We start from the raw sequence: 14,946 nt of genomic DNA, 5'->3' as shown, positions 1-14,946 counted from the left end.
CAAGGCGCGGGGATGCAAGGGGCGCGCGCCTACGCGCCCCTTGCGCGGTGGCGGCAGCGGAGCCGCAGAAAGCGTGCGGGCGTATGCCAACGCAACAAACCTCGATCCAAGAAAAAACGTCGCGAATCCAACGCAACAAACCTCAATCCAAGAAAAAACGCCGCGAATCCAACGCAACAAACCTCGATCCAAGAAAAAACGCCGCGTATGCCAACGCGACAAACCCTGATCCCAAAAAGCACCGGGCGTATGCCAATACGTCCCCAAAAACAAAAAAGCCCACCATAACTGGCAGGCTTCCCGCAGGGACGATCACTCATCCACCCAATAACGGCTACCGGTTTGCCGCCTAAATCGAAATCTTCCGCATACTCACGCCGCGGCTGTGTGACTGGCCGTTCGGGCCGTAGAGCGTCTGGCCGTGGTTGGCGCGCAGCACGGACATCGCCTGAAGATTACGCGCGACCTGCTGCTCCAGCAGCATCCCGTTGTGCTGGTTGTGCTGGTTCAGGGCGTCGGTGCAGGCCATAATCCGCTGCCACAGCGCCGCCAGCGCCGGAACGTTACGGTAGGGCGCGCGCAGGCGCAGCGGTGCCTCGTGCTGCTTGCGGCAGCTGTCGAGGTAGCTCAGCGTGGTCAGCAACGAACTCTTCTGCTCGGTGATGCGTTGCAGCGCCACGCCGTTTACCTGGCCGGCACAGAGCTGGGCCTGTTCCGCATCCATCACCGGCTTCAGCGCCTGCAAAGTCTCCAGCAGGCTGGTCAGCGTCTTGGGCAGGTCGTGCATTGGTTACCCCTTCAGGTAGTCCTGGGTGTCCTGCAACAGCGCGTCGGCAATTTTGCCGGTGTCCATCTTCAGTTCACCGTTACGGATCGCTTCTTTCAGCTGCTCTACGCGCTGCATGTTGATGTCCTGCGCGCTGTTGCCGGAAAGGCGGGCCTGGGCACCGCTCAGGCTGACCTGGGTGCCTTTCACCTCGGCCGCGGTGGCGGTGTTTGCTTTTACTTTGGCGGATTGCACGCCGCTTTCATTGTTATCACGCGTCTGAACCTGGCTGATGCCGGACAGCGGCTGAGTACGATCGATGCTCATATAACTCTCCCATTCTGGCGGGAATGACGTCCTCTCACCCGCATAAAAAACTCTCTGTACCAGGGTTATCGGCCCTGGCAGAGGAAACTTTAGCCCAGCATTATGCTTTTTTCCGGATGCGGCGGCTACAGCGCCAGACGTACGCTGCCGTCAGCGGCCACCGTGCCGTTCACCACCTGGCCGGAAGCCATCCGCACCCGCACCGTATCGGCAATGGCGGCGTTGTTCATCGCCTTGCCGGCGCTGGAGACGTTAAAGCCGTTGCCGCCCGCCACCACCTGCACCTCCTGGCCCGCCTGCACCTGCCAGGCGCGGCGCACCATGCTCAGCGTCAGCGGCTGGCCGACGCTGATGGCACGCAGCGCCACCGCCCCGGTAACCTGCTGCTCATTCTGCAACGTGCGCGGCGGCAGGGTGTCCAGCCGCCCCTCTTTCTGCCGCAGGTCAGCGGCCGAGAGCACCGCCCCGCGGGGGATCGCCCGGGCCGCCACCCAGTAGCGGCCGCTCACCTGCACCTCGGTCTGCACAAAGCGGCGCGCGTCGCCGCAGCGTACCGACAGGGAAATCATCCCCCAGCTGCGGCCGTTGTTCGGCAGCGCCAGTTGGGGGGCGGGGCAGTCCGGCCATTGGGCCGCCGGGGTCACCACCCGCGTTGTCACCTGCATCCCGCTCTGCGCATATTGCCGCTGGAAAAACTGCGCAATCTGGCCCGCCAGATCGTTGGCTGCCGCGCCGGTCACGGGCAGCCAGAGCAGGGCGCACAGCGCCGTCAGGGATAGGAAGCGCACGGCAGTCTCCTCGTTCAGCCAGGACAGCCGCCCCCGCGGCAAAACGGCGGGGGCGGGCATAATTCGGAATTATCTTACGCGGTTTCCCTTGCGTTAAAGCAGAAAAATAGCGGCCGATTGTGTGCTTATTCACGCGATAGGCTTGCCACCCCCCCGACTATGCTGTCGGCTCCAAATTCTCATTTGCGGAGGACGCATGCTCGACAAACTGGATGCAGCGTTGCGCTTTCAACAAGAGGCGCTCAATTTACGCGCCCAACGCCAGGAAATCCTGGCCGCGAACATTGCCAACGCAGACACCCCCGGCTTTCAGGCCCGGGATATCGATTTCGCCGGCCAGCTGAACAAAGTGATGGAGCAGGGCAGGGTGAACGGCAGCGGCATGGCCCTGAGTGTCACCTCAGCGCGCCACATTGAAGCCCGGGCCAGCCAGCCGGCTGACCTGGATCTGCTGTTCCGCATCCCTGACCAGCCGGCGCTGGATGGTAACACCGTCGACATGGACCGGGAACGCACCAATTTCGCGGACAACAGCCTGAAGTACCAGACCGACCTGACCGTGCTCGGCGGCCAGATTAAAAGCATGATGTCCGTGCTGCAACAAGGATAACCCGCATGTCGATGCTCAATATTTTTGATATTTCCGGCTCCGCGCTGGCGGCCCAGTCCCAGCGGATGAACGTCAGCGCCAGTAACCTGGCCAACGCCGACAGCGTCACCGGGCCGGACGGCCAGCCCTACCGCGCCAAAGAGGTGGTGTTCCAGGTGCAGGCCGCGCCGGGGCAGGAGACCGGCGGCGTGCGTGTGGCACAGATTGTGGACTCCAGCGCGCCGGACAAGCTGGTCTACCAGCCCGGTAACCCGCTGGCGGACGACAAGGGCTACGTGCGTATGCCGAATGTCGACCCGGTCAACGAGATGGTCAACACCATCTCCGCGTCACGCAGTTATCAGGCCAACGTGGAGGTGCTCAACACCACCAAGTCCCTGATGATGAAAACCCTGACCCTCGGCCAGTAACAGGAGCCTTCATGTCTGTTTTATCGTCTGTTAACGGCAGCACCGACAATACCGTTGTCGGCACGACCAGCAAAAGCAGCACCACCGCCGCCAGCACCAGTGCGGATCTGCAGAACAACTTCCTGACCCTGCTGGTGACCCAGCTGAAAAACCAGGACCCGACCAACCCGATGGAAAACAGCGAGCTGACCACCCAGCTGGCGCAGATCAATACCGTGAGCGGCATTGAGAAGCTCAACACCACGCTGGGTGCCATCTCCGGGCAGATCAACAGCAACCAGTCGGTGCAGTCCACCGCCATGATCGGCCACGGCGTGATGATCGCCGGCAACACCGTGCTGGCCGGCAAAGCCACCGACGGCACCATGAGCACCACGCCGTTTGGCCTGGAGCTGGAGCGTGCGGCCGGCAGCGTCACCGCCACCATCACCGACAACAGCGGCAAAGTGGTGCGCACGCTGGACCTCGGCGCGCAGACCGCGGGCGTCCACAGCTATAGCTGGGACGGCACCCAGAATGACGGCACCAGCGCACCGGACGGCTCCTACACCATCAGCTTCAACGCCAGCAACAACGGCGAGCAGATGGTGGTGCAGCCGCTGAAATATGCGCTGGTCAACGGCATTACCAATGACAGCAGTGGGGCGGTGCTTGACCTCGGCCTTGCCGGCACCACGACACTGAGCGACGTGCGCCAGATCCTCTGACCGGCGCCCACTTTACTTCGCCCGCTTCCGGCGCGGCACCCCACACAGCACAGCTTTACGGAGTGAAATCATGAGTTTTTCTCAGGCAGTCAGCGGCCTTAACGCCGCTTCAAGCAATCTGGACGTTATCGGCAACAACATCGCCAACTCCGCCACTTCTGGCTTTAAATCGGCATCGATCTCCTTTGCTGACATGTTCGCCGGTTCCAAAACCGGGATGGGCGTGAAAGTCGCCAGCGTCACCCAGGACTTCACCGACGGCACCACCTCCACCACCAACCGTGGCCTGGACGTGGCGATCAGCGGCAACGGCTTCTTCCGCCTGACCGACAGCAGCGGCGGCGTCTTCTACTCCCGTAACGGCCAGTTCACACTGGACGAAAACCGCAACCTGGTGAACATGCAGGGGCTGAGCCTCACCGGCTACCCGGCCACCGGCACCCCGCCGGCCATCGCGCAGGGCGCGCAGCCGGTTGCGCTGAGCATCCCGAACACCATGCTCTCCGCCAAAGCTACCAGCACCGGCTCGATGGTTGCCAACCTGAACTCCGGCCACGATGTGGTGGCCACCACGCCGTTCAACGCCAACGACGCCACCAGCTACAGCTACGTCAACACCATCACCACCTATGACACGCTGGGCAACTCCCACGACATGAACGTCTACTTCGCGAAAACCGCGAACAACACCTGGGACGCCTACTCCGTGGACGGCAGCGTCAGCGGTGCCACCGCCAACAAGCTCGGCACCATGAACTTCTCCACCAGCGGCGCGCTGGTCAGCACCGTGGATGCCAACGGCAACGCCACCACCAACGCCTCTACCTTCACGCTGCCGATGGGCGCGCTGAACGGGGCAGACGCACAAACCGTGCAGCTCAGCATGGTCGGCAGCCTGCAGCAGAACACCGGCACGGACAGCATCGGCACCCTCTCCCAGGACGGCTACGCCGCGGGCGACATGACCGGCTACCAGATCAACGATGACGGCACCATCACCGGCGTCTACTCCAACCAGCAGACCCAGCTGCTCGGCCAGATCGTGATGAGCAACTTCGCCAACACCGAAGGGCTGGAATCGGCCGGTAACAACGTCTGGCAGGCGACCCAGTCCTCCGGCCAGGCGATCACCGGCACCGCCGGCGGCAGCGGCTTCGGCTCCCTGACCAGCGGCGCGCTGGAGGCCTCCAACGTCGACCTGAGCAAAGAGCTGGTCAACATGATCGTGGCGCAGCGTAACTACCAGTCCAACGCCCAGACGATCAAAACCCAGGACCAGATCCTGAACACCCTGGTTAACCTGCGCTAAGGCGCTGACGGATAGACGATGGATCACGCAATCTATACCGCGATGGGCGCGGCGAGCCAGACGCTCAACATGCAGGCCGTCACCGCCAACAACATGGCGAACGCCTCTACCGCCGGGTTCCGCGCGCAGCTTAATGCGTTCCGTGCGGTGCCGCTGGACGGCGACACCCTGCAGACGCGCACGCTGGTGGCTGCTTCCACGCCGGGCACCGACGAAACCCAGGGGCCGCTGACCACCACCGGCCGCCCGCTGGACGTGGCGCTGCAACAGGACGGCTACCTGGCGGTGCGCCTGCCGGACGGCTCCGAAGGCTACACCCGCAACGGTGACATCCAGATCAACGCCAACAGCCAGCTTACCGTCGGCGGGTTGCCGCTGATGGGCGACGGCGGCCCGATTGAGGTGCCGCCTTCCGCCCAGCTGACCATCGCCGCCGACGGCACCATCACTGCGCTGAACGCCGGGGACTCGCCCAGCACCACGGCGCAGGTCGGCAAGCTGAAGCTGGTCAAGGCGCAGGCCGGTGAGCTGGAGCGCGGCGACGACGGCCTCTACCACACCGCCGCCAACGGCCCACAGGCCGGGGGGGCGCTGGCCGCTGACCCGCAGGTGCGGGTGATGCCGGGCGTGCTGGAAGGCAGCAACGTCAAGCCGGTGGAGACCATGGTGGACATGATCGCCAACGCGCGCCGCTTCGAGATGCAGATGAAAGTCATCTCCAGCGTGAATGAAAACGAACAGCAGGCCAACTCGCTGCTCTCCCTGAGCTGATGCCGGGTACTAAGGACTTTTTATGATCTCTTCGCTTTATATTGCCAAAACCGGGCTGGATGCCCAGCAGACCAACATGGACGTGATCGCCAACAACCTGGCGAACGTCAGCACCAACGGCTTCAAACGCCAGCGCGCGGTGTTTGAAGACCTGATGTACCAGACCATGCGCCAGCCGGGCGCCCAGTCTTCCGACCAGACCACGCTGCCGTCCGGTCTGCAGATCGGCACCGGCGTGCGCCCGGTGGCCACCGAGCGCCTGCACAGCCAGGGTAACCTGTCGCAGACCGACAACAGCAAAGACATCGCCATCAAGGGGCAGGGCTTCTTCCAGGTGCAGATGCCGGACGGCACCCTGGCCTACACCCGCGACGGCTCGTTCCAGGTTGACCAGAACGGCCAGCTGGTGACCGCCAGCGGGTTCCAGGTGCAGCCGGCGATCACCATCCCGGCCAACGCCCTGTCGATCACCGTGGGCCGTGACGGCATCGTCAGCGTCACCCAGCAGGGGCAGACCGCCGCCCAGCAGGTCGGCCAGCTGACCCTGAGCACCTTTATCAACGACAGCGGCCTGGAAAGCGTAGGGGAAAACCTCTACCAGGAGACGCAGAGTTCCGGCGCGCCGACCGAGAGCACCCCCGGCCTGAACGGCGCGGGCCTGCTCTACCAGGGCTACGTCGAAACCTCTAACGTCAACGTGGCCGAGGAGCTGGTGAACATGATCCAGACCCAGCGCGCCTATGAAATCAACAGCAAGGCAGTCTCCACCTCTGACCAGATGCTGCAGAAACTCACGCAGCTCTGACAGGGGGCCGGGCGCAGGCCCGGCAGACTGACACTCACTCTTACGAAGGTTCGATACCGTGGTGAAACTGAAACATCCGCCGGCCGCCGTGTTGCCGGCGCTGCTGGCGCTGGCCCTGACCGGCTGTGCTTATATCCCGCACGACAATCTGGTCAAAGGCGCGACCACGGCATCCCCGGCGCCGGTCAGCGCGCCTGCGCCGAACGGCTCCATCTTCCAGACGGTGCAGCCGATGAACTACGGCTACCAGCCGCTGTTCGAGGACCGCCGCCCGCGCAACGTCGGCGACACCCTGACCATCGTGCTGCAGGAGAACGTCAGCGCCAGCAAAAGCTCCTCGGCCAATGCCAGCCGCAGCGGCTCTACCTCCTTTGGCTTCGATGCAGTGCCGCGCTACCTGGAAGGGCTGTTCGGCAACAACCGCGCCACGGTGGACACCGCCGGTGACAACACCTTCAGCGGCAAGGGCGGGGCGAACGCCAATAACACCTTCAGCGGCACGCTCACCGTCACCGTGGATCAGGTGCTGGTGAACGGCAACCTGCACGTGGTGGGCGAGAAGCAGATCGCCATCAACCAGGGCACCGAGTTCATCCGCTTCTCGGGCGTGGTCAACCCACGCACCATCAGCGGCCAGAACGCGGTGATCTCTACCCAGGTGGCCGATGCGCGCATCGAATACGTGGGTAACGGCTACATCAACGAAGCCCAGAACATGGGCTGGATGCAGCGGTTCTTCCTTAACCTGTCGCCGCTTTAAGGCGACCGGCCGCCCCCAGGGGCACGTTTTACGCCCCGCAGGGGCAAATAATGGTTTGCGCCCCGCAGGGGCAGATGCAGCTTTACGCCCCAAGGGGCACATGAAAGACCCCTTGCGGGCCAACGAGGTTTCAGATGCGAAAACAACGAGTGATGGGCTTACTGCTGGCGGCGGCGATGTTGTGTGCCGGTTCAGCCAGTGCGGAGCGGATCCGTGACCTGACCACGGTGCAGGGCGTGCGTGACAACGCCCTGATCGGCTACGGGCTGGTGGTGGGGCTGGACGGCTCCGGCGACCAGACCATGCAGACGCCGTTTACCACCCAGAGCCTGAACAACATGCTTTCGCAGCTCGGCATCACGGTGCCGGCCGGCACCAACATGCAGCTGAAAAACGTCGCCGCGGTGATGGTCACCGCCAAACTGCCGCCGTTCTCCCGCGCCGGGCAGGGCATTGACGTGGTGGTCTCCTCGCTGGGCAACGCCAAAAGCCTGCGCGGCGGCACCCTGCTGATGACCCCGCTGAAAGGGGTGGACAACCAGGTCTACGCGCTGGCGCAGGGTAACGTGCTGGTTGGCGGGGCCGGGGCAGCGGCGGGCGGCAGCAGCGTCCAGGTGAACCAATTGGCCGGGGGCCGCATCACCAACGGCGCGACCATTGAACGCGAACTGCCGACCACCTTCGGCAGCAGCGGCACCCTGAACCTGCAACTGAATGACGAAGATTTCACCACCGCGCAGGCAGTGGCTGACGCTATCAACCGCCAGGGCGCAGGCAGCGCCACCGCCCTCGACGGCCGCACCATCCAGGTGCTGGTGCCGCAGGGCAGCAGCGCGCAGGTGCGGACGCTGGCGCAGATTCAGAACATCAACGTTAACCTCGGCCCGCGTGACGCGAAAGTGATCATCAACTCCCGCACCGGCTCGGTGGTGATGAACCGCGATGTCACCCTCGACAGCTGTGCCGTGGCGCAGGGCAACCTGTCGGTGGTGGTGGACCAGCAAAACCAGGTCAGCCAGCCCGATACCCCGCTGGGCGGCGGCCAGACGGTGGTGACGCCGAATACCCAGATCTCGGTGCGCCAGCAGGGCGGCGCGCTGCAACAGGTGCAGTCCAGCCCGAGCCTGAACAATGTGGTGCGGACGCTGAACGCGCTGGGGGCCACGCCGATCGACCTGATGTCGATTCTGCAGGCGATGAAAACCGCCGGCTGCCTGCGCGCCGATCTGGAAATTATCTGATGAGCGACCTGAACAGCCTCTCCGGTGCCGCGTATGACGCGCAGGCGCTGAATGACCTGAAACGGGATGTCGGCAAAGACCCGAAAGCGCACCTGAAGCAGGTGGCGCAGCAGTTCGAGGGGGTGTTTGTCACCATGATGCTGAAAAGTATGCGCTCGGCCCTGCCGGAAGGGGGCCTGCTCAGCAATGACCAGACCAAACTCTACACCTCGATGTATGACCAGCAGGTCGCGCAGGAGATGTCGAAGAAAGGGCTGGGCATGGCCGACATGATGGTGAAACAGCTCAGCGGCAGCAACGGCGCGCCCAGCGAAACCGCCGGCACCGTGCCGATGGCGCTGGACAAAGAGGTGCTCAACACCCTGCCGGTGCAGGCGCTGGAGCAGATGCTGCGCAAATCGGTGCCGAAGATGCCCGCCGCCAGCGCCACGCCGGTGGTGGTGGCACCGAAACTCTCCGGCGACAGCGGCGAGTTTGTGTCACGCCTCAGCCTGCCCGCGCAGATGGCCAGCCAGGAGAGCGGCATCCCGCACCAGCTGATCATGGCGCAGGCGGCGCTGGAGTCCGGCTGGGGCCAACGCGAGATCCCGACCAAAGACGGCACGCCGAGCTACAACCTGTTCGGCGTCAAGGCGGGCAGCAACTGGGACGGCCCGACCACCGACATCACCACCACCGAGTATGAAAACGGGGCGGCGAAGAAGATCAAGGCGTCGTTCCGCGTTTACGGCTCCTACGTGGAGGCGATCAGCGACTACGTGCGGCTGCTGACCAACAACCCGCGCTACGCCGCGGTGGCCGCTGCCGACACGCCGGAGCAGGCGGCCCACGCGCTGCAAAAAGCGGGCTACGCCACCGACCCGAACTACGCCAGCAAGCTGGTCAGCGTCATCCAGCAGATCAAGGGGGCGGGGGCGCAGGCCGTCAAAGCCTACACCCACGATCTCAGTTCCCTGTTTTAACCCCTGCGGCTGTGAGAAATCACGGCCGCGGTGCCTTTTGGCTCAAGTTTTTCCAGGCTTTGCCGATAACCCAGAGAGGCCGGAGAGGGGTTCCTTTTCCGGCACCGTTTATTATGCAACCGGTGCAGACGAGGCCGCCGGTAACAAGGATCCGACATGTCCAATAATTTAATCAACACGGCGATGAGCGGGCTGAACGCGGCACAGGCGGCGCTCAGCACGGCCAGTAACAACATCAGCAACGTGACCACCGCCGGCTATAACCGCCAGACCGCGGTGATCTCGCAGAACACCGGCACCAACACCGCGCAGGGCTACATCGGCAACGGCGTGGTGACCAGCGGCGTCAACCGCGAATATAACCAGTTCATCGTTAACCAGTTGCGTTCGGCCTCGACCACCAACAGCGCGCTTACCGCTTACTCCAACCAGGTGTCGCAGATCGACGATCTGCTCTCTGACAGCACCAACAGCCTCTCTACCACCATGCAGACTTTCTTCACCAACCTGCAGAGCATGGTGAGCAACCCGGGCGATGACGCCGCGCGCCAGACGGTGCTCGGCAGCTCACAGGGGCTGGCGAACCAGTTCCAGAGCACGGACAAATACCTGAAAGACATGGAGAGCGGCGTTAACCAGCAGATCAGCGACAACGTTGACCTGGTGAACAACTACGCCAAGCAGATCGCCACCCTGAACAACCAGATCTCCCGCGCCCGCGGCGCGGCCGGCAGCGAGCCGAATGCGCTGCTCGACCAGCGTGACCAGCTGGTGAGCGAGCTGAACGACCTGGTGGGCGTCAGCGTCACCCAGCAGGACGGCGACACCATGAACATTTCCGTGGCCGGCGGCCTGATGCTGGTGCAGGGCGGCAACGCCTACAACCTGGAGGCGGTGCCTTCCAACAGCGACCCAAGCCGCCTGACCATCGGGTACAACCGCGGTACCGGCACCAGCGAAGTGCCGGAAAGCCAGATCACCACCGGCACGCTGGGCGGGCTGCTCTCGTTCCGCAGTGAATCCCTGGACACGGCGCGCAACCAGCTCGGCCAGCTGGCGGTGACGCTGGGCGACCAGTTCAACCAGATCCACGAAGCGGGTTATGACCTCGAAGGGGACGAAGGCGGGGCGTTCTTCAGCTTCACCGGCCCGACCACCCTCGGCAACGTGAAAAACAGCGGCACCGCCGACATGACCGCCACCTACACCGACACCACCAAGGTGCAGGCCAGCGACTACACGCTGAAATATAGCGGCAGCAGCTGGAGCGTGACCCGCGTCTCTGACGGGGCGGCCATCAGCGCCACCACCGGCACCGACAGCAACGGCAATCCGAGCCTGAGCTTTGACGGCGTCTCGGTGAGCGTCAGCGGCAGCGCGGCCACCGGGGACAGCTTCACGCTGAAAACCGTGAGCAACGCCGCGGGCAATTTCAACGTGGCGATCACCGACTCCAGCAAAATCGCGGCCGCCTCCACCGCCACCAGCGGCGTGAGCGACAACCGCAACGCGCAGAAACTGCTGGACCTGCAAACCAGCAAAGTGGTGCAGGGCAAGACCACCCTCTCCGGCGCGTACGCCAGCCTGGTGAGTGACATCGGTAACCAGACCAGCACCGCGAAACTGAACAACACCACCCAGGGCAACATCGTCACCCAGTTGACCGCCCAGCAGCAGTCCATCTCCGGCGTTAACCTGGATGAAGAGTACGGCGACCTGCAGCGTTACCAGCAGTACTACCTCGCCAACGCCCAGGTCATCCAGACCGCCGGCACCATTTTCAATGCGCTGATGGACCTGCGCGGCTAACAGATAAGGAACGGGACCATGCGTGTAAGTACCAGTATGCTTTACCAACAGAATATGGACGGCATCTCCAACAGCCAGAGCAAGTGGCAGGCGAGCGGCACCCAGCTCTCCACCGGCCTGCGCGTGAACAAGCCGTCCGATGACCCGATGGCCGCCTCGCAGGCGATCCTGGTCAACCAGGCCGAGTCGCAGAACAAGCAGTACGCCGTGGCGCGTGACTTTGCCAACAACAACATGAGCCTGGAGGAGTCGATCCTCGGCAATGTCACCAGCACCATCCAGGGCGCGCAGACCCTGGTGGTCAGCGCCGGTAACGGTACCCTGAGTGACGACGACCGCGCCTCGCTGGCGACCCAGTTGCAGGGGCTGAAAGATCAGCTGCTCAACCTGGCGAACACCACCGACGGCAACGGCCGCTACATCTTTGCCGGGTACAGCAGCGACAAAGCGCCGTTCGTCACCACCGGCAGCGGCACCGTGCTCTACCACGGCGGCGCGCAGGCCATTGAGCAGAAAGTGGATGCCAACCGCACCATGACCGTGAGCCACACCGGCTCGCAGGTGTTCCTGTCCGTGACCAGCAACGCCAAGCCGGAGCCGGACGGCAGCACGCCGGAAAGCGATGTGTTTGCGACGCTGGATTTCGCGCTCACCGCGCTGAATGACGGCAGCACCTCCAGCGAGGATCTCCAGAGCGCGCTGGACAAAGCCAACCGCGGCCTGAGCAACTCGCTGAACAATGTGCTGTCGGTGCGTTCGGAGCTGGGTACCCAGATGAATGAACTGGACACGCTCGACAGCATCGGCGACCAGCGCAGCCTGACCAACAGCACCCAGTTGAGTAATTTGCAGGATACCGACTGGAACGCGGCCATCTCCAGCTACAGTATGCAGCAGGTGGCGTTGCAGGCGGCCTATAAGACCTTCAGTGATATGCAGGGCATGTCCCTGTTCCAGCTTAACCAGTAAGGTTTTCTCCCTGTCCGCCGGGCGCGGGCAGGTGCTTTTCAGGCCGGCTTCACCAGGCCGGCCTGTTTTAGGTGTGCCGCCGTCTGTCTAAGGTGGCGTCGGCATACCTCTTTTTTCCCGCCTTATCCCCTCAGCCAAACAGCACCAGCAGCAGCGGAAACAGGAACGGCGCAATCAGCGACGTGATGATGCCGCACAACACCAGCGCCAGCGAACTGAATGCCCCCTCCTGATAGTCCAGCTCGGCCGCCCGCGCCGTGCCCAGCGCATGGGATGCCGTACCCATCGCCAGCCCGCGTGAGGCCTTGGTGCGGATGCGCAGCAGGTTCAGCAGGCTGTGGCCCAGCACTGCCCCGAGGATCCCGACGAAAATCACGCATACCGCACTGATGGCCGGCACACCGCCGATCGACTGCGACACCGCCATGGCGATCGGCGTGGTGACCGATTTCGGCAGGATCGAGGCTGCCACCTGCGGCGACGCCCCCATCCACAGGGCAATCGCCGTGCCGGTGCACATGGCAGTGACGCTGCCGATAAAGCAGATGGTGATGATCGATTTCCAGCGGGCGCGGATCTGGTGCAGCTGCTCATAGAGCGGGAAGGCGAGCGCCACCACCGCCGGTTGCAGCAGGTCGTTGAGGAGTTTGCTGCCGGCAAAATAGCGCGCGTAGGGGGTGTGGGTCAGCAGCAGCAGCGGGATGATCACCGCCATCGACACCAGCAGCGGGTTGAGCAGCGGCATCCGCAGGCGGGTCGCCACTTTGCGGGCAGCAAAAAACACGCCCACCGTCAGCGGCAGCGACCACCAGATTTCACCCATCATTCCTTGCATCATTTCTCCTCCTCTGCGGCATCACCGGTGCCGACCAGCGGCCGTTCGCGGTGTACATAGTGTGAGGCACAGGCCACCACCACCATCACAATCAACGTGCTTACCATGCAGGAGACCACCAGCGGGCCGAACTGGGCGCGGATCTGGTCGTAATAATTCATCACGCCGACGCCGATCGGCACGAACAGCAGCGCCATATAGCGGATCAGCAGGTGGCAGCCCGGTTTTACCCAGCGGGCAGGCAGGATCTGTAACGACAGCAGGAAAAACAGGATCAGCATCCCGAGGATGCTGCCGGGGATCGTCAGCGGCAGCAGCGCCGCCAGGGCGTTACCGGCCCATAAACAGAGGTAGATCGCCAGAAAGGCGCGGAGGAATTGCCAGCAGAGAGTAAGGAAGTGGCGCATAACGTTATCCTGAAGGTCTGATGTATTCATCATACAATTAAATCTGGAAGTGGGCTATAGATCACATGATGTCAGGCAGAGCCGCAGTGCTAAGCGTAGTGGAAGATAGCTCGCAGGATTACCGCATCCGGGTTGCCAACCCGGGCCTGCGGCCGCCACAATAGCGGTATTGCCCTGTGACTGAGTGAATATGCCGTTTTGAACATGCCCGATCATTGTCCTGCCCATACCCCTCCCGCGTCTGCGATGCCGCCGCCCACCGGGCTGGCGCGCACGGCGTCCCTGGTGTCACTGCTGGTGGCGCTGCTGCTGGTAAGCATAAAACTCTGGGCCTGGCTGGCCACCGGCTCGATGGCGCTGCTGACCTCGGCGGCGGACGGGCTGGTGGATGTGCTCGCCTCGCTGGTGACGCTGGTGGGGGTGCGTTATGCGCTGCGCCCGGTGGACAAGGGGCACCGTTACGGCCACGGCAAGGCGGAGGCAGTGGCGGCCTTTATTCAGGCGCTGCTGCTGGCGGCAGCCGGGATCGGGCTGGGGATAGAGTCGGGCGGGCGGTTGCTGAACCCGCAGCCGCTGGCGCAGCTGGGGCTGGGGATCTGGGTGATTGTCGCCAGCACCTGCGCCGCCACCGGGCTGGTGTTGATGCAGACTTACGTGGTGAAGCGCACCGGTTCGACGGCGATTGCCGCTGACCGGGCGCACTATATTACCGATGTGGCCGTGAACGTGGCGGTACTGGTGGCGCTGCTGCTCGACCACCTGTTCGGCTGGTCACGGGCGGATGCGCTGGGGGCGCTCGGCATTTCGCTGTATATGTTGTGGAACGCCCGCGGCATGGCCGCCGACGCGCTGAAGCAGCTGCTGGACCGTGAGCTGGACGCCGCCGACCGCAAGCGCATCCGCGCCGCGGTACTCGGCTGCCCCGGCGTGCAGGGCATCCACGACCTGCGCACCCGCAACGGCGGCGACCGGGTGTTTGTGGAGTTCCACGTGGAGGTGGACGGCGCGCTGACGGTGGACGTCGGGCATGATATCGGCGACGCCGCCGAAGCCGCCGTGCGGGCGCTGTTCGCACGCGCGGATGTGACGGCCCACCTGGAGCCTGCCGGGATCGTGGATGAGCGGCTGGATGATTTACTGAGGTGAGAGGGGCGGCCTGGCGCGGCCGCGGGCGCGCTGGGGGGAGTATTTCGGTTGCTCAGTGTTTCTATGTGTATAGGCGGCTGATGTTCAAGGGGGATCGAGGTTGTTGCGTTGGCAAACGCTTAGCGTCTTTCTGCGATTCCGCAGCCGGTATTATGGGCAGGGTGGTATGTTTCGGTTGCTCAGTGTTTCTATGTGTATAGGCGGCTGATGTTAAAGGGATCGAGGTATGTTGCGTTGGCAAACGCTTAGCGTCTTTCTGCGGCCCCGCTGCCGCCACCGCGCAAGGGGCGCGTAGGCGCGCGCCCCTTGCATCCCCGCGCCCTG

At 63.7% G+C, this 14,946-nt stretch carries 18 protein-coding genes; 13 read left to right on the top strand and 5 right to left on the bottom strand.

The window, feature by feature from the left end:
* A partial coding sequence (locus CYR32_RS21540) for a hypothetical protein (protein WP_206602471.1) occupies positions 1-353 on the top strand: 353 nt, incomplete at its 5' end.
* Here the strand turns inward: CYR32_RS21540 and CYR32_RS20660 are convergent.
* The 3 genes from CYR32_RS20660 to flgA all read right to left on the bottom strand — a co-directional run bounded on the left by CYR32_RS20660 (position 350) and on the right by flgA (position 1,881).
* Positions 350-787, bottom strand: a complete 438-nt coding sequence (locus tag CYR32_RS20660) for a flagella synthesis protein FlgN (RefSeq protein WP_101826971.1) — start codon at positions 785-787, stop codon at positions 350-352. The genes CYR32_RS21540 and CYR32_RS20660 overlap by 4 nt on opposite strands.
* A gap of 3 nt (positions 788-790) precedes the next feature.
* Entirely contained in the window at positions 791-1,093 is a 303-nt protein-coding gene (flgM, locus tag CYR32_RS20655; RefSeq protein WP_101826970.1) for a flagellar biosynthesis anti-sigma factor FlgM, read from the bottom strand.
* Positions 1,094-1,218: 125 nt separating this feature from the next.
* A complete protein-coding gene (gene flgA, locus CYR32_RS20650) occupies positions 1,219-1,881 on the bottom strand; it encodes a flagellar basal body P-ring formation chaperone FlgA (protein ID WP_241523873.1) in 663 nt (220 codons plus the stop codon).
* Positions 1,882-2,077: 196 nt separating this feature from the next.
* Between flgA and flgB the strand changes: the two genes are divergently transcribed.
* The 11 genes from flgB to flgL all read left to right on the top strand — a co-directional run bounded on the left by flgB (position 2,078) and on the right by flgL (position 12,234).
* Positions 2,078-2,491: a flagellar basal body rod protein FlgB gene (gene flgB / locus CYR32_RS20645; protein ID WP_101826968.1), complete on the top strand. Its 414-nt coding sequence runs from the start codon at positions 2,078-2,080 to the stop codon at positions 2,489-2,491.
* A 5-nt stretch (positions 2,492-2,496) separates the two neighbouring features.
* Positions 2,497-2,901, top strand: coding sequence for a flagellar basal body rod protein FlgC (gene flgC / locus CYR32_RS20640; RefSeq protein WP_101826967.1), 405 nt, complete (start codon positions 2,497-2,499; stop codon positions 2,899-2,901).
* A gap of 11 nt (positions 2,902-2,912) precedes the next feature.
* Positions 2,913-3,608, top strand: a complete 696-nt coding sequence (flgD, locus tag CYR32_RS20635) for a flagellar hook assembly protein FlgD (RefSeq protein WP_101826966.1) — start codon at positions 2,913-2,915, stop codon at positions 3,606-3,608.
* Positions 3,609-3,678: 70 nt separating this feature from the next.
* Positions 3,679-4,917, top strand: a complete 1,239-nt coding sequence (gene flgE, locus CYR32_RS20630; protein ID WP_101826965.1) for a flagellar hook protein FlgE — start codon at positions 3,679-3,681, stop codon at positions 4,915-4,917.
* 18 nt (positions 4,918-4,935) lie between these two features.
* The gene (locus CYR32_RS20625) at positions 4,936-5,688 is read left to right on the top strand and encodes a flagellar basal body rod protein FlgF (RefSeq protein ID WP_101826964.1); all 753 of its coding nucleotides are present in this window, start codon (positions 4,936-4,938) and stop codon (positions 5,686-5,688) included.
* 22 nt (positions 5,689-5,710) lie between these two features.
* A complete protein-coding gene (gene flgG, locus CYR32_RS20620; protein WP_101826963.1) occupies positions 5,711-6,493 on the top strand; it encodes a flagellar basal-body rod protein FlgG in 783 nt (260 codons plus the stop codon).
* 61 nt (positions 6,494-6,554) lie between these two features.
* Positions 6,555-7,253, top strand: coding sequence for a flagellar basal body L-ring protein FlgH (locus tag CYR32_RS20615; protein ID WP_101826972.1), 699 nt, complete (start codon positions 6,555-6,557; stop codon positions 7,251-7,253).
* Between the two features lie 134 nt (positions 7,254-7,387).
* Complete coding sequence (locus CYR32_RS20610; protein WP_101826962.1) at positions 7,388-8,494, top strand: flagellar basal body P-ring protein FlgI; 1,107 nt, start codon at positions 7,388-7,390, stop codon at positions 8,492-8,494.
* A complete protein-coding gene (gene flgJ, locus CYR32_RS20605) occupies positions 8,494-9,456 on the top strand; it encodes a flagellar assembly peptidoglycan hydrolase FlgJ (RefSeq protein ID WP_101826961.1) in 963 nt (320 codons plus the stop codon). The genes CYR32_RS20610 and flgJ overlap by 1 nt, the downstream gene beginning before the upstream one ends.
* Before the next feature lie 156 nt (positions 9,457-9,612).
* Positions 9,613-11,265 (top strand): flagellar hook-associated protein FlgK, encoded by a 1,653-nt coding sequence (flgK, locus tag CYR32_RS20600; RefSeq protein ID WP_101826960.1) that lies wholly within the window; start codon positions 9,613-9,615, stop codon positions 11,263-11,265.
* Between the two features lie 18 nt (positions 11,266-11,283).
* Positions 11,284-12,234 (top strand): flagellar hook-associated protein FlgL, encoded by a 951-nt coding sequence (flgL, locus tag CYR32_RS20595; RefSeq protein WP_101826959.1) that lies wholly within the window; start codon positions 11,284-11,286, stop codon positions 12,232-12,234.
* A gap of 130 nt (positions 12,235-12,364) precedes the next feature.
* Here flgL and CYR32_RS20590 read toward each other — a convergent pair whose 3' ends face one another.
* Together CYR32_RS20590 and CYR32_RS20585 are read right to left on the bottom strand one after the other, a co-directional pair.
* Positions 12,365-13,060 (bottom strand): CidB/LrgB family autolysis modulator, encoded by a 696-nt coding sequence (locus tag CYR32_RS20590; RefSeq protein ID WP_101826958.1) that lies wholly within the window; start codon positions 13,058-13,060, stop codon positions 12,365-12,367.
* An 8-nt stretch (positions 13,061-13,068) separates the two neighbouring features.
* Positions 13,069-13,476, bottom strand: a complete 408-nt coding sequence (locus CYR32_RS20585) for a CidA/LrgA family protein (protein WP_101826957.1) — start codon at positions 13,474-13,476, stop codon at positions 13,069-13,071.
* Between the two features lie 246 nt (positions 13,477-13,722).
* Here CYR32_RS20585 and CYR32_RS20580 point away from each other — a divergent pair, with 246 nt between their 5' ends.
* Positions 13,723-14,622 carry a cation diffusion facilitator family transporter gene (locus CYR32_RS20580; RefSeq protein WP_101826956.1) on the top strand — a complete coding sequence of 300 codons (900 nt, stop codon included), beginning with the start codon at positions 13,723-13,725 and terminating at the stop codon, positions 14,620-14,622.
* The last annotated feature ends 324 nt before the right edge of the window (positions 14,623-14,946 follow it).

The organism is Chimaeribacter coloradensis (assembly GCF_002858715.1).
In the GTDB taxonomy this organism is placed as follows: Bacteria; Pseudomonadota; Gammaproteobacteria; order Enterobacterales; family Enterobacteriaceae; genus Chimaeribacter; species Chimaeribacter coloradensis.
This window is presented reverse-complemented; position numbering and strand designations above follow the sequence as displayed.